At 46.4% G+C, this 15,952-nt stretch carries 12 protein-coding genes; 2 read left to right on the top strand and 10 right to left on the bottom strand.

The window, feature by feature from the left end; translation table 11 throughout:
• Positions 1–130: 130 nt before the first annotated feature.
• From sppA to RDN79_RS11750, 10 genes are all read right to left on the bottom strand, one after another.
• Positions 131–1,906: a signal peptide peptidase SppA gene (gene sppA / locus RDN79_RS11795; protein WP_298548532.1), complete on the bottom strand. Its 1,776-nt coding sequence runs from the start codon at positions 1,904–1,906 to the stop codon at positions 131–133.
• A gap of 146 nt (positions 1,907–2,052) precedes the next feature.
• Positions 2,053–2,727 carry a DUF2461 domain-containing protein gene (locus RDN79_RS11790; protein WP_298548535.1) on the bottom strand — a complete coding sequence of 225 codons (675 nt, stop codon included), beginning with the start codon at positions 2,725–2,727 and terminating at the stop codon, positions 2,053–2,055.
• A gap of 16 nt (positions 2,728–2,743) precedes the next feature.
• A complete protein-coding gene (locus RDN79_RS11785; RefSeq protein ID WP_298548537.1) occupies positions 2,744–4,957 on the bottom strand; it encodes a patatin-like phospholipase family protein in 2,214 nt (737 codons plus the stop codon).
• Positions 4,958–5,122: 165 nt separating this feature from the next.
• A complete protein-coding gene (locus RDN79_RS11780) occupies positions 5,123–5,701 on the bottom strand; it encodes a hypothetical protein (protein ID WP_298548540.1) in 579 nt (192 codons plus the stop codon).
• A 3-nt stretch (positions 5,702–5,704) separates the two neighbouring features.
• The gene (locus RDN79_RS11775) at positions 5,705–6,916 is read right to left on the bottom strand and encodes a 6-bladed beta-propeller (RefSeq protein ID WP_374044513.1); all 1,212 of its coding nucleotides are present in this window, start codon (positions 6,914–6,916) and stop codon (positions 5,705–5,707) included.
• A 16-nt stretch (positions 6,917–6,932) separates the two neighbouring features.
• On the bottom strand, positions 6,933–8,078 hold the full coding sequence (locus RDN79_RS11770; protein ID WP_298548543.1) for a 6-bladed beta-propeller: 1,146 nt from the start codon (positions 8,076–8,078) through the stop codon (positions 6,933–6,935).
• 265 nt (positions 8,079–8,343) lie between these two features.
• A complete protein-coding gene (locus RDN79_RS11765; RefSeq protein ID WP_308573230.1) occupies positions 8,344–9,474 on the bottom strand; it encodes a 6-bladed beta-propeller in 1,131 nt (376 codons plus the stop codon).
• Positions 9,475–9,537: 63 nt separating this feature from the next.
• Positions 9,538–11,091 carry a tetratricopeptide repeat protein gene (locus RDN79_RS11760; RefSeq protein WP_298548548.1) on the bottom strand — a complete coding sequence of 518 codons (1,554 nt, stop codon included), beginning with the start codon at positions 11,089–11,091 and terminating at the stop codon, positions 9,538–9,540.
• Positions 11,092–11,124: 33 nt separating this feature from the next.
• Positions 11,125–12,861: a M56 family metallopeptidase gene (locus tag RDN79_RS11755; RefSeq protein ID WP_298548551.1), complete on the bottom strand. Its 1,737-nt coding sequence runs from the start codon at positions 12,859–12,861 to the stop codon at positions 11,125–11,127.
• A 20-nt stretch (positions 12,862–12,881) separates the two neighbouring features.
• Complete coding sequence (locus RDN79_RS11750) at positions 12,882–13,244, bottom strand: BlaI/MecI/CopY family transcriptional regulator (RefSeq protein WP_005633254.1); 363 nt, start codon at positions 13,242–13,244, stop codon at positions 12,882–12,884.
• Positions 13,245–13,862: 618 nt separating this feature from the next.
• On the opposite strand from RDN79_RS11750, the gene RDN79_RS11745 reads away from it, so the two are divergent.
• Together RDN79_RS11745 and RDN79_RS11740 are read left to right on the top strand one after the other, a co-directional pair.
• Positions 13,863–14,771 (top strand): HEPN domain-containing protein, encoded by a 909-nt coding sequence (locus tag RDN79_RS11745; RefSeq protein WP_298548555.1) that lies wholly within the window; start codon positions 13,863–13,865, stop codon positions 14,769–14,771.
• Positions 14,772–14,832: 61 nt separating this feature from the next.
• On the top strand, positions 14,833–15,723 hold the full coding sequence (locus tag RDN79_RS11740) for a glycerophosphodiester phosphodiesterase family protein (RefSeq protein WP_298548660.1): 891 nt from the start codon (positions 14,833–14,835) through the stop codon (positions 15,721–15,723).
• Positions 15,724–15,952 lie beyond the last annotated feature (229 nt).

Below are 15,952 nucleotides of genomic sequence, written 5' to 3'. Positions count from 1 at the left end.
CACGGATTTCACGGATTTACACGGATAAATTTATTATCTTTCCGTGTAATCCGCGTAATCCGTGCCTAAATTGTGTCTAAATTGTGTCTATTGTAAGCAGGATTTTCTTTTTGACACACCCTCATGTTTATTATAAACCTTTTATATCAAACGGCATGCGGGCAATAATACCGGATTCCGTTTCAGCCCGACGGATAGTCGAGAACAGTTTGAATTGTTCTTCACCCATTACAGATTTGGCGATGGAGATTTTTGCTTCATCCATCTGCTTCTCCATGAATTTGGTAAAGAAATCTTTCGGACCGTCGGCAACCGTTACTGAATAGTCAGTCAGTTCCGCCAAAACCGCAGCCTCCTTGATTGCATCATCCATACCGCCCAACTGGTCGACCAGGCCTCTCTCCAACGCCTGTTCGCCTGTCCAGACACGTCCTTGTCCGATCGAGTCGATCTCCGCCTTTGTCATGCCGCGGCCATCTGCGCAACGGGTCAGGAACAAATCGTAAGTCTGTTCCACGCCACGCTGGATCAGCGCCTTTTCATCTTCACGCATCGGACGGCTGATGTCTCCCAGGTCAGCGAATGTATTTGTCTTTACGATATCCGTAGTTACACCTACTTTGTCAAATGTTCCGGTGAAATTGCGGACTACACCGAATACACCGATCGAGCCGGTCAGTGTCGTACGCTCTGCGACAATCTTGTTTGCGGCACAAGAGATATAATAGCCACCGGAAGCGGCATAGTTACCCATTGAAACGACAATCGGCTTCTTGGCTTTCAGTTCTTCGACTTCTTTCCAGATCTGTTCGGAAATATAGGCACTACCACCCGGAGAGTTCACACGGAAGACTACGGCTTTTACATCGTCATCGTCTTTCAGCTTACGCAACTTCTTTGCCATTTCTTCCGAAATCACCTGTTCATCGGCACTGAAAGGAGAAGAAGAATCTTCGTCTCTGATTTCACCTTCCGCATACAGGACTGCGATCTTATTCTTACTGTCTTTTTCTTTTACTTTGATGGAGGCGACTTTATCGACACCAGCCGTTTTCAGTTTGCCTTTCACATCCTGTCCGGCCATTTCTTTCACACAGTTTTCCACCTCATAACGATAGCGGAGCCCATCCGCCAATTTATAATCAACGGCATTGGAAGCCTGGCCCATTGCAAGACCTTCGTTCAGGTAACGGTTCAATTCGTCGGAAGAGATATTACGGCTTTTCTCGATAGCGGTTGTCAGGTTTCCCCATACGCTGCCTAAGAAAGAAGTCAGCTGTTCACGGTTGGCATCACTAAACTTTTTCAGGAAAAACGGTTCTACGGCACTCTTATAAGTTCCTACCTTGAAGATATAATGTTCCACGCCTAACTTTTCAGCCAATCCGGTAAAGAACATGCCCTGTGATGCAAGTCCCACCAATGAGACACTACCCTGCGGATTCAGAAAAACAGAGTCGGCCACGCTACACAGGTAATAAGAACCTTGCGTATAAAAATCGCCATAAGACACGATAAACTTACCGCTATCCTTAAAGTCCACCAGCTCGCGACGGATCGCTTCAATCCCGGCAAAGCCCGTAGAGAGGGAGCCGGCTTCCAGATAAATACCTTTAATGTTATCGTTTGCCTTTGCACGGCGGATCGCTTTGATCACATCCGACACAGCCATTTGGTTGCCACTTTCTCCCATGAGCTCTGAAAAAGGATTCTTCACTGCCTGATCGACCAAGACACCATTTAAAGAAAGTTTAAACACCGTATTCTTATCCGGTTTATACTCGGAAGAACCGTCAGCACTGGCAGCTACTCCTATGATGAAAAAGATGGAACCCATTGTTACGATTCCCAAAGCAACCAGCACGCCCAGTGTGGATGCAAATACTGTTTTGAAGAACTGTTTCATAATGTTTTTATGTATTTGTTGTTTGTTTTTCAAATAATATTTATCGTTTTTCGATATGCAAAAGAATATATTATTTTTGACTCCACCAAATATTTTTATTGTTTTTCGATAAAATATTTATGAAACACGGAAAATATATATTGAAATCAGACTCTTCCTAAATACTCATCCACCGTATAATTCAGGAATTGGTTAAACGGATACAAAAGCTTGAAATCTTCAATGGCCTTATCCATCCAGTCGGGTGCGAAAAAGAATTCATCCGGTTTATAGGAGACGACACTGAAATCCTTATGGCGGAGAATCTCGTCATATTTGAAATCGGAAGGATAGCCGGCAGGCATACGCTTCAGGACTTCGCCCTCCAACGTCGGATATGTCTTCTTGAAAGCCGGCTTTTCCATGATGGCGACAAGATCTTCTATATTTTCATAGATATCTTTACGGAGCGCTTTCAACAAGGCCGGCGGCGGACACCAAACGCCCCCCGAAAGCAGGCAACCGCCCGGTTCCAGATGGATATAGTAGCCGGCCCGCTCGCTGCCCCGTCCGCCACAAGAAGCCATATAGGCGGCAAAATGAATTTTATATGGAGTCTTGTCCGGTGAAAAGCGGATATCCCGGTAAATGCGGAACAGGCAATCCTTCGCCTCCAATCCGGCTATTTCCGGATCGAACAGGGCAATCCGATCAATCAATTGTTGTACTTCGTCGATAAAGCCTTTTCGAAGAGAATCGTAACGGCTTTTATTTGCTTGGAACCATTCCCGGTTATTGTTCTGACGCAGTTCCGTCAGGAATTGTATAATTTCTGCATTCATACCTTGATATATTATATTAAAACATAAATCCCAAATTCAGATAAAACTGCAAATGCGAATTACGGTTAGACATGCCGAACGTTGCACTCAAAGGGCCAGCCATGCTGTTATAAGCATATCCCAGGCTACCGCCCCAAAGGCTTCTCCCCTCCAGCAGATGGAAAAAGTCGTCGTTATGGATGCCATAATTGCCGGTCAGCGTGATATAATTGTTCCCCGCAATGCGTTGGCGGAGCTGGAGACGGGCCGCCACGACCGAATTATCCAGAATTTCCACATGATTGATCCCTGCAAAAGGCAATTGCTGGGTCAAATAGCGTCCGAACGTCTCTCCCCCGATCACATTCAGGAACGGATAAGCCGTATTCCCTCCGATCAGGACACGCCCGTAAAGCGCAGGCAGCAAACTCAAACGTGAACTGATGGGACAAACCGTCATAAACTTCAGACCGACAGCCGAGAAAGGAGAACTGCCGTTATATTTCACAAAGTTATCCGTATAGAGTGAATAGTCCGCTTCCAAAGAAACCCCTTTGTTCGGGAAATACCGCCGGTCCAATGTTTCAAGATGTGCCGACGCGAAATAGCTGAAAAACCCTTCCGGTTTGACAGTGTACAGCTCATCGCTCCCCGCGTAGAGGAAGGAATTATAATTGAAATACTCATAACGCAGTCCGGCTTTCACCTTGAAGCTCAACCAGTTCATATCCGAATAAGCGAATTCGGCGAGATGGTGCGTATAGGTAGTGTTGAACCGCTTATCCCCCTTCTCATAAATATCCAAGTCGTTATAGCTGAACTTATACGACAAATTGAAATTGCGCAGCGGAGAACGTTCGATCGAATAATCCAGCATCGCAGAGGATATCTTGCTTCCCACACGCCCGGTAAAAGCAAACCGGGAATGATTCCGTTTCCCCTTATGATAGGTGGCATTCACCAACACCCCGATGATTTCCTCCGAATCGAAACGTATGCCTAAGTTCACAGAGCTTTCCGATTTAGGCTGCAAGGTCAGGACCAGGTCCTGCTGGTTCTCGCCGGTCAGTTTGTAGTTCACATAGGCATAAGCATTTGTCCCGACCAGGATAGACATGGATTTGCGCAGTTCCTTCAACGTGATATGGCTGTTCTCCTTCAGTGCACAGATACGATGCAACCAGTTGAGGTCGCGCGGATCGGCTCCATCGAAACGGATATGGCGGACATAGAAAGTATCGGCAGGTAAAACGGGACGATGCGCCAGGCGCCGTGCCTGTATGGAAAAGGTATCGGTATCCGAAAGGCCGATCTTACGCTTCAAAGCCATGATTTCATCCCAACGGCGGCGGGCATCGGCTTCTCCCCTGTGCAGCATCGTGTCGAGAGCGGCGGGAGCAAAACTGGCGGAACGGTAGGGTTCCATATCCGGGCGGAACAGCAGGTCGGTCCGGTCACGGTTCCGCGCATATTTGTCATAGCCGTGCAAAGCGATGATCTGCGTCGCGATATCACCGGGAGAATGCAGGCGGTCGTAGGTACGCAGATCGCTCGTTGCCAGATCCACGCCGATAATGATATCCGCACCCATAGCAAGTGCGACATCCACCGGATAGTTATTGTTCAACCCGCCGTCGACAAGCACCATGCTGTCCAGCCGGACAGGTGTAAACACTGCCGGAATCGCCATACTGGCACGCATGGCAAGCGGAAGGCTGCCTTCGTGGAATACATAATCTTTGCCACTGACCATATCGACCGCCACGCAGGCAAAGGGAATCCGGAACGAATCGAAATCGACCGAATCATGATAGCCGATCGTCAGGTCCGAAAAGAGGTTTTGCAGGTTCTGCCCTTTCACAACCCCGTCGATCACCCGGTCTTTCTTCTCCAGCCCAAAAGGCAGGGAGACGATATAACGTTCCGCCTTCTCTTTTTCAGGGAAAAGCAAATGGCTGCGTTTCACTTTGTCGCTCAGCAACATCTCCCAGTCCTGCGACTCTACCATTTCCTTGATCTCGTCCGGGCTGTAACCGATGGCATACAAACCTCCGACGATCGCTCCCATACTGGTCCCGGTCACGATATCGATCGGTATGCCGGCATCCTCCAACACTTTCAATACCCCGATATGCGCCACACCTTTTGCGCCTCCACCGCCCAACACGACAGCGACTTTCTTGCGTTCCCCCGCCATCGCAGGCCAGGCAAGCAAGCATATAAGCAAAAGAGAGAGGTATTTCTTCACCATCACGATCCCTTTATTTAGTTGTTACTTACGGATATCTTCTTCCACGAGCAGGCTGTTAGTAATCGTTACTACTTCATAACGGATATCTTATTTGTTTCCAATGGCAAAGATATATTTTGTTATCGCCTCACGCAATAAAAGGATTAAAAATTCACGTCATGCCGCCTACTTTCCGGTAAACAACAACTCGAACCAGATATATTCTTTCATATCAAAAGTCTTATGCCATTCTTGCGGCGGCAGTTTGGCATTCCGTACATCGCAATAGCTGCCGCCCTGTAGTAATTTCCTGTCTACCAGTATTTCACGCAAAGCACCACTGGTATAAGACGTAAGCGGGATCGTATCTAAAGTAGAAAAAGGGCGGTCGGGATAGGTCTCCAATAAGATACAGTGCAGGATATCTTCCAGTTCAACCTCCTCGACTATTTGTAAGGAATCGACATTCAAGGTAAAACGTGCCGTATGTTTGTGAACAGGCTCGACTGCCACCTGTAGGCGCAAAACCGTATCTTGCATAATGCAAGGCGTCTCGTTCAACTCTTTATAACTCACCTTCCCGTTTTGGGAATATGCCATCCGTAGCTGATACGGCCGGCCTTGGAAAGCACCGGTTATTTCCACACATTGGTTACTTGACGGAACATCCGTTTCCACATACCCGATACGGACCGGGACCGGCTGCTTGAGCGAGCAACCGGCAATCAACCCGATCAATAGTACTAATCCAATAAAACGCATCATAGCTTATTTCATATAAACGACCATCAGTACCGGATTATCATCTTCAGTCAAATTTTTCAATTGGGGATGATCCAGGACAGCCGGATTCTTTTCTGCTTCTTTCATAAGATCACCGACCTCCCAGACAGAGACCAGAGTGTTCCGGTCCAAAGAAGTCGCCGGACGCAAAGGCAACGCACCGGGAAAGTCGTTCTTGATATAACCGCCGGGGATGGAATAACATTCCTTCGTTCTCTTGTCATACAGCACCATATGACGCTCCCGCTGTTTTTCTCCCGCCCAGTAATTATAGGGCATAAACAGCAATGAATCGGTTTCTATCACTTGGTTGCGGATATATGGAGCAGCAATCGTGTTGTAGGTCTTCCAGTCACCGTCGCAGGCTTCCATGCGGCAGTCAATGGGGATGGAATATTTGCCTAAGTCGAAGATATAACGGGGTTGGAGCTCCTTTTCCGTCACAACGAACAAAGTATCATTGTAGAACTCTTTGTAGCAAATCAAATCTTTATAGCGGAACATATATCTGTCTATGCCACTCATCATCAGCCACCGAGTTCCGCTTTTGACTTCAAACAGGTCCGAACGATAAAAGGTATTCAATATATTCTCTTTTTGACTGGAGATATAGATACGTTCTTTTTGCTGCCCGCTGCTATTCAACATGAAGGTCGCCACCAAGGTATCATTCAACATGGCAAATTGCGCCGTTTCCTTATCCGGCGTCTTTATGTCATAAAGGAATTTCCCGGTCTCCATCTCATAGACATTGATCTTCCCGGAAGTCGTCAGCATGAAGACCAATCCCGTGTCCTCGTTCACATCTATCTGCTGGAAATAGTTGAACTGCCCGGGACCACCGCCCCTCGAACCGATGTTCCTGACAAACTTCCCATCCGTCGTATATTGATACAACCTCGTATTACTGGAGACAAACCAATATTTACCGGTCTTCACCACCTTCCCTGAATTTATAAAATCAATCAGGCACTTATCATTCGTTTCCAACGGGACATACTGTACGGAATCGGCAATATCGCTCAACTTAATTTCCCGCTCGACACCGACTCCCGCCTCGAACGGAACAGTTATCGGATATTCCGGCTCCACAGGTTCGACTTCGGCAGTTACCGGTTGTTCGGCATTCTTTCCCGCACAGGCCGAAAAGAGCACGACTACACTCAACAGGAGTACTTGATTCTTTATGATCATCATCTATCGTCAAATCTTTTTAATTAACCAATACCAACACCGGATTATCATCCGGCTTTAAATCAGATGCGAGATCACCGGAAGGGGCTTTTTCGAGAACATATTCTGCGTCCACATACATGACTTTCGTTCCATCCTCCCGAATAAACCGGGGAAAGAAAGGAATTCCGCCATCAAGGTCATTTACCATGCCCTCTTTTCCGACATTCCTGATTTCGCCATTACGTTTGTCAAAGAGGATGTATTGCATATTATCGGTCACTCCCCAGCGAAGCGTCAGATACAGATACCGGTCGTCCTCACAAACGTTTTCCATCAGTACCTTCGAAGACAGTTCTTCCATTTGTCCAGGAGTAAACCCGTGAGTATCTACCTCACGTTTCATCGAACCCAAATTACAGATGGCATAGGGGCGCCGGTCTCCATTTTCGGAAAAGGTGAACAAGGTATCGTTGCCATAATCCATATATCGCACGGTTTCCTCATATTTATAGAAAGGAATAGGAGCGTAAATCATCCCACGATAGGTCGAAACAATAGGAGACGGATTCGGTATCTTTCCGATCACTTTTGCAGACGTATCTATTTCTGCAAAAGAATAGACTGTAGACGTATCGCCCACCAATTTAAAAGAGCTGCTCAGATACATAAAATAGCTTCCCCACGGAGTGGTTAATCCTCCATAATAGCGGTCAACCAGAGGTATCGATTCCAGATAGTTCATATCTTTATCATACCGGTTGACCTTTCCGCTCGTAAATACATTCAAGATGTTCCGGATATCATCGTTAACGATCGAATTGACATTAACATAGTCTCTCGGCCCGTTTCCATTCTGTCCGATCATCTTTGTAAACTTGCCTCGCTCATCAAACTGGAACAGGTTGGAAAAGTCACTTACCAAAATCGTATTATTGAAAAAGGCCAACTCATGGACCCTCTTCAACAAACAACTTTCAGAAGTCTCCAAAGGTACATATCTTATTTCACCGGCCACCTTCGACAGTTTCACAGGCGTAACCATCGACAGAATCTTTTCCAGATTTATCGAGTAAGGAGGCTCGATAGAAACTTCTTTATCTGCTTTCACGTCATCCGCAGGCTTCCGCTTTCCACCGAAACAACTACTCGAAACAATGAGGACCAAACACATCCCAACCATCATTCTCTTCCGTATTATTTGAATCTGCTTCTCCATATCTAATTTGTCTCCAACGGAATATACCGTACCGAATCAGCAATATCACTCAGCTTCATTTCCCGTTCTACAGCAACTCCCGCCTCAAACGGGACGGTTATGGGATATTCGGGTCTGCCGGTTCAATCTCGACAATCTGTTCCGGCTCTGCTTTCTTCCCACCACATGCTGAAAGGAATAATACAATACTGAATAAGAGTAAATGTTTATACATATCAATATTATTTGTTCTTTATTTCAATGTCACGACCTGTATCACCTGGTTATCGTCTTCTAAAAGATTCTCCATCACTTTCTTTAGCGAGCCTTTGGCGTTCGCAGGTTTTGCCTTCTCCTGTAAAACTGGAGCGGGAACGACACCTACCAACTTTCCGTTTCTGAGAAATTCAGGCAGCACCGGACAGCCGCCTTCCAGATCATCCGTGAAGCCATCCATGTCCGCTTGTAAAGCACGAACACGGCAAACCTTTCCGTTTTGCTTGTCATACCAAGCAAAACGCCGTTCGTCCTCCTGGACATAATAGATTCCCATATTGAGATCCAGTTCAAATATATCCTGAAAATAAATTTTCTTTTTTGCTATCTCATTCGGTTGATAACCGCCCACCTGTTTCTCTTTATCAATAACCAGCTTTCCGTCTTCCTCATGATTCAACTTCTCCAAATCACGCAAATCCAGTTTATAAACAGGTTTCCGTTTCTTCTTTTCGATCCGGTTGATTTCCAGTTCAAGCGGATTCTTATAATAAATGGCATCTTGGTAAGCATAAATCACAGGCAACGTAAAATTTATCCCCGGATAACGGACACCCTCTTTCGGGCGGAAACGGAAATTATACAGTTCTTTGCCGTTCCCGTCGTAGACGACCATCTCTTTTCCTCTCTTTTGTTTATCATAAAGGAAATCATTATAAACGGCATAAAAGCATCCCTTATCTTGCAATCGTACATACTCTCTTCCCTCCATGTTGATATCATGCAAAAACGTACCGGCAAAAGAATAAACATGCAACTTGAGTTGTCTCGGATCAGAAAGATAAATCTCCTTGAGAGACTCATTATATGTGACTCCCAAGATGCTTTCCGTATACTCGCCTGGTCCTTGCCCCGCTTTACCGATCTGACGGACAAACTTTCCTTCCGGAGTAAACTGGAGTAGCTTCTTATAGTCACAGACAAACAAATAGCCTCCAGCAATAGTCACGTCCAGGATCTCCTGTCCCAATAAGGACTCAGCAGTCGTTTCTAACGGAATATATCTGATTTCAGACGCCACCTCGCTTAATTTAACTTCCTTCTTGTCTGCAATTCCCTTGGCAAAAGGAATTGTGACCTGTGCCTGCAGCAAACCAAAAGTAGACATCAAAAACAAAATTAGAATCTGCTTTCCCATATTTATATCGATTATATTGTTCAGATACTCTGCCTATTCCAAGCCGGCGTCTTTCAGCATTTTCCGCGCTTTCTCTTCTTCTTCCTTACTCAAGGCGAGCGTATCGAGTTTAGCGCCGCTTTTACGCAAATCCTTTTCTCTTTTCTGCACTTTGAGCATTTGTTCCTGCATCTTCTTGCGCCTCAGAAGTTCCTCTTCCGGCATCTGCGGCAGTTGGGCGACCAATGCACGCAGATCGGCGACAGCCAGCTTCGTTTTCTTCCCGTCAGGAGCCAACATCGTCACCTCGTCGGCATTCCGGAAAAAGGCATCTTCGCAAACCGCCTCCAGGAAAGGACGGTAATTGTACAAGTACTTTTGCGACTTGTCCGTCTTCATATAAGCAGTCAGGTAAGTATATTTGCTGAAAAGAGTCTTTTGCAATTCCTTCTCATTCCGGAACAGTCCCGGATCGACATCCCAATAATGCCTGCTGATCTCATACAGGAAATTCAACTGATCCGGGTCTTTCTTCCAAGCGGCATAATACAGCTTTTCCGCTTCAGGCCAACGCCCGTCCCGTTTCAACGCGTCTCCCCGGAAGGTCGTCAGCAGATTAACGAGGAACTTCTTCGGTTGCATGTTCGTTTCTGCCAAGTCGAAAAGTTCGTAAGCCCGTTTGCGGTCGTATGTTTTTCCCAGGGAAGCGCCATACAGCATGGCTGTTTCCACATCCGTCGAATCTATTTCATAGGCTTTCTCCAACAGTTCGACCCCATCGAGCGCATGGCCGGACATATAGCGGGCCGCACCAGCATATTTAAGATTCAAGAAAGAAGAATCGCCGTCGGCCAACAGACCGGTATAGACCGAATCAGCCTGCTTATAATCTTTCGTCATATAAAGGGCCATCCCTTTACTCTGCCGTATCTGGCTGTTATCCGGATTATAGAACAGGGCGGTATCGCACACCTGCAACGCTCCTTTCCCGTCTCCCATCCGGAGCAACACATTTATCAGAGAAGAAGCCACACGCACATTTTCCGGGTTCAGCTCCAAGGCACGGGCATACAAAGAGAGGGCGATCATCGTATTAGGCCCGGTCCCCTTTTTGATATGGCAGTCAGCCAGACCGGTCAGGATAGAAGGATTCTCCCCTTCAATGGAAGCGAGTATATGATAGTGTTCCGTCGCTTTACCGAAATCTCCTAACTGATAATAAAGGCGTGCCAGCTGGTAGTTGGCATAGAAATTCATGCTGTCGGCCTCCAGCACTTTATGATAGCAACGTTTAGCTTCGGCTATTCTTCCGAAATTGATCGCATTCCGGGCAACGGCATTCAACGCATCCACATTGTTCGTATCCATTTTCAGGCAATGAGAAAAGCACCGATAAGCATCTTTATAGCGCAGCAGCCCCTCATAGGCCTGTCCGATTGCCGACATCGTGGCGTAATCGGCCGAGTCGGAAGGAGTAAGGCTGTCCGCACGTGCCATCACTTCCTGGAATTGTTTTTTGTTGACCAATTCCTGGAGTGTTAAACTCTGCGCCTGTCCCCAAAGGGACAGTACGCAAAGAAACAGTAATAGAGAAAACTTACATTTCATAATGGTATCGTATTTTATGACCTATCCGGTCAATTACTGCAAATGGAAAGTAACCGGAACCGTATATTTTACGGCTACAGCCATATTATTTTGTACGCCGGGTTTCCACTTCGGCATTTCCCCGATCACCCGGACAGCCTCTTTATCCAGCGAAGGATCGATTCCGCGGAGCACTTTGATATCCTTCAAACTTCCATCCGTATCGACAACGAAAGAGCAAGAGACACGGCCTTGTATTCCATTCTCCTGGGCGATAGTCGGGTATTTTATCCGTGTTGCCAGGAATTTCAACAACGAAGCCTGGCCACCCGGAAACTCCGGCATCTGCTGCACGACCGTAAAGACACGGCCGGACGTATCGGTTCCTTTGACCTGGTTCTGCCCGACACGCGAAGAGGCCTTTTTGTCGCCACCGGAAAGCCTGAAAGTTACCGGTACCGTATATTTGACATTAACCGCTTCGCCTCTCTGTTTCCCCGGTGACCATACCGGCATGGAGTTTATCACGCGCAACGCTTCCTCATCCAGAGCCGGACTTACCCCGCGGATCACTTCCGCCTCCGAGATAGCTCCGTCTTTACCGACAACGAAAGAACAACTGACCCGTCCTTCTATGCCGTCCTTCAGAGCCGATTCCGGATATTTGACATTCGTTTTCAGGAATTTCAGCAAAGCACCCTGTCCGCCCGGAAATTCCGGCATCACCTCTACAACCGTAAAGATCTGGTTACGGGCACGCTTGACAGCCTCCGCCCCTTCCTCGGATAGGACATACTCTTCACGCTTTTCACCCGGAGCGACATGACTGGCCACCGGAAATGGCTGGATGGCGTCAAGCAGCAGGACATCGGCAAACGTGCTTTCCGTCAACTCGTCTGTGATCCGGGCCAATGCATCGACATTGCTCAGGATCAGCAAAGCGCCCACAACCGGTATAAAAATCAGGTATTTCGTCCGCCCGATACTCCGGGAACGTTTCTTATTCATCATGCTGATCCGGTTTTTCAGATGCAGCATATTAAAGCTATTGGATAAAGAGGTCACCGATTTAGGGGTATGCGCCAACCCCAAAAGGTGGTACTGGTAGCTACGGCTGTCATAGCCCGACTCAAGCACCGTATCGTCCGCCAAATATTCCAGGTTATGACGCACCTCCCTTTTCAACAGCCAGACAAACGGATTCGCCCAGCAGATGATGCAAACCAGTTCGCAGATAATCACGTCGATCGAATGCCACTGGTTGACATGCGTGCACTCGTGTGTCAGAATCTCATCGATCTCCTTCTCGGAATGGCTGTCGGGATGCAGGAATACCAGCCGGAAAAAGGAAAAAGGGCCGGCCGGCCTATTTAATAGATGTACACGTACGTTACGGATCAAAGTCACTTCCGACCGCCGTGCCAGCAACAATATGCTGCTCAACTGCACTAAAAAACGGAGCAACAGGGCGATAACCCCGCCCCAATAAAGACAAGAAACACCGGAAAGCAACAGATCATGCCAGTTGGTTTCGGGGACATTGCCAGGTGCTATCGTCGTTTCGGGCAAAATAGCCGAATACATTTGTATGACTTCCACCATCGGCTCCTGCTCCCGGATCCAATCCTGAATATTCATCAACGGATAAAGCAATGACACTCCGAAGAATGCCAGCAAGATGGTGCGGCGCAGTTTGAAGAAGGTGTCCTTGTAAAAGAACAGCCGGTAGAAGGCATAAAGGAGTATAAAAGCTACATTCACCTTCAAGAAGTAGGCAAATTCCGGTGTCATGGCAGTATGTATTTATCGGTTTATTCTCGTCCTTTCTCAATCATGTCGATAATCTCTTTCAACTCGTCGGTCGAAATCTTCTGTTCCTTGGCAAAGAAGGAGACCATTTCCTTGTAAGAGTTCTCGAAATAGTTGTTCACCACACTTCCCATAAACGTCCGTTTATATTCTTCCTGTGGGATCAGCGGCCTGTATTCGTAAGTATTCCCGTAACGTTTTGCTTTCACGTATTTCTTACGTTCCAGATTCTTCACAATAGAAGCGAGTGTCGTATAAGGAGGCTTAGGCTCTTCATACTTCGCCAGGATGTCTTTGATAAAACACGGCTCGATCTGCCAGATCCAACGCATCACATCCTCTTCCTGTCTTGTTAATCTTTCCATTTTCTATATTATTTTTACGATCGCATCGCAAAGCTACGAATCTATCGTAAATATGCAAGAGATAATGCGTTAATTTGTATTAACGAGCCGATACCGGAATCCATTTCCTGCAATTCCGCCAGCAAAAGGGATGATTATATAATCGTAACCGGAAATGAAAGAATAGTATGGCGTTAAAATAGTTTTATATGCAACAAGGGGATATTTTCGGAAGCACGAGGGGAATGTTTTCCCGGTAACGAAGAGGCATAGGGAACGTTAAAATTAGCAGTTTTTGCACGTAATCTGTATAGTTTCATAATAGCTAACATTTTTTGGCAAAATAGCCGCGAGGGCTTAACATATATTGTCCGAAAAAGGCTTGACAAACGGTCTTGACGCATGTATCTTTGCATTGTGGTTTTTTCATAATAGTATTAGATTTAAGGTTAACAAAGTTGGTTAGGGGTTGTCGTGATGACAATCCTTAATTTTTTTATATACCTGCCTCTTCTCGTCCGCTCCTTGTTTCCGACCCTATTTTGGCTTGCCCGATATTTCATGAGGATAACTTGTTATCTAAATAAATGGATTTCGTTTTAAATATGATTACATTTGTTGCGCATAGATAAACGAAGCATGAAAACATCCATCAACTACCTTCCCGAAGAAAAGCGGGATGACCTCAGAAGAATCGTAAAGTGCGTACTGGAAGTACTTCCTGAGTGCGAGATGATCATTCTCTACGGAAGTTATGCCCGTAACACATATGTTGACTACGACCAACGCATCGAATATGGCGTACGTACCTGTTTTATGAGTGATTATGATATTTTGGTCGTGACCGCTACCCGTTTTCAACGCTATAACATCAATTATATACTGAACAAGGCTTTAGACAATTATTATAAAGGAATGAACCGGAACGAATCGACGACCGTCCAGTTTATTGATGAAAGCATCGAGGACCTGAACAAAGCCCTCCTTAAAAACCGGTATTTCTATGCGGATATCAAGCGCGAAGGCGTCATGCTTTATAACAGCGGGCGTCATAAATTGGCCCGTCGCCGTAAACAGAACTTTCAGGAGATAAAAGAGTTGGCAGAGGAGTATTACACGGAAAAGTTTGAACGTGCAAATAGCTTCTTGCAATCAACCAAACTTATCTATGAAAAAATGTGTGATTATAAACTCTGTTCTTTTAATTTGCATCAAGCCTGTGAGAATTTCTATAATAGTATCATTCTGACTTTCACGCTATATAGCCCGAAAGAACACAGCCTGATAAAATTGTCAGCCAGAGCCAAAACGCATTCCCTGGAATCATCCCAAGCCTTTCCCAGGGATACGGAAGAAGAAAAACGCCTTTTTGATTTGTTGCAGGAGGCGTATATCCAAGCTCGCTACAATAAACTCTTCCGTGTCACCAAAGAAGATATCGAAGCGCTTATCCCCAAAGTAGAACTGCTCCGGGATATCGCGAAGCAAAGCTGTGAGGAGAGAATCAAGGCCTATGCGGAAAGAAGGGTACAGGCTGATCCGAAATAGCCGCACTCATGCCCGGCCGTGTAATCGATAAAGAATCCATGTAAATACGAACATCATGAAAATGCTATCTTTTTTTCTTGTACTCCTTTTAGGAGCCTTTATGCCGGCCGGTAACCTTTCGGCTTCGGGCAATGTACAAAATCCTCATTATATTCCGGTGAAGAACAGCAGGGATCTTCATGCCTATTTCCGGTATGCTCCCGACCGCCCGATTGTGGTCAGCGGGCATCGTGGCGGAATGCTGGACGGCTATCCGGAGAACTGCATCGAATCGTTCGAGAAGACTCTGTCCTATATGGAATCGTTTTTCGAGATAGATCCGCGTTTGACAAAAGACGGGGTGATCGTGTTGATGCACGACGAAACCATCGACCGGACAACCACCGGAAAAGGAAAAGTTTCGGATTACACCTATGCAGAGCTGCAACAATTCAATCTGGTAGACCGGAACGGCAACGTGACTGCTTTCAAGATTCCGACCTTGAAAGAATGCCTGGAATGGAGCAAGGGCAAAACAATCCTGAATCTGGATATCAAGGATGTCCCCTTGGAGGTCATGGCTGATTTCATCGAAAAGGAAAAGCCTGCCAACGTCATGTACACGGTGCATAACGCCGGGCAAGCCCGCTATTATCTCGACCGCGAACCGGCTGCGATGTTTTCCTGCTGGTGTAAGAACCGGGAAGAATTCGATAAGTATGAGAAAGCCGGCATTCCCTGGGGACAGGTGATGGCTTATGTCGGCCCGAAGATGAAGCCCGAACAGCAACCATTGTATGACGCCTTGCACCGGAATGGAGTCATGTGCATGATTTCCGTTGCTCCGACACACGACCGCGCGAAAACGGAAACTGAGAAAATCGCCGGTTATCAGTCGGAGATCGGCACTCGTCCCGATGTGATCGAAACGGACTATCCGTACCTGTTCCAAGGCCTCGATTTAACAAAATAGCGCGGTTTAAAAGACTCTTTAGGGCTGATTAAAATCTTTTTGCTATTAGTACCCGTCCGGTTAACAAGTATTAGCGGTAAAATGCTTGACAAATGCTCTTGACGGGCGTATCTTTGCAATGTGGTTTTTTCATAATAGTATTAGATTTAAGGTTAACAAAGTTGGTTAGGGGTTGTCGTGAGACAGCCTTTAATTGTTTATAAGGGGTTTTGTTTCTTCTCTCACACAC

It is taken from the genome of uncultured Parabacteroides sp., assembly GCF_902493135.1.
Lineage (GTDB): Bacteria > Bacteroidota > Bacteroidia > Bacteroidales > Tannerellaceae > Parabacteroides.
The sequence above is the reverse complement of the archived record's forward strand: the minus strand, read 5'-3'. Positions and strand labels throughout refer to the sequence as shown.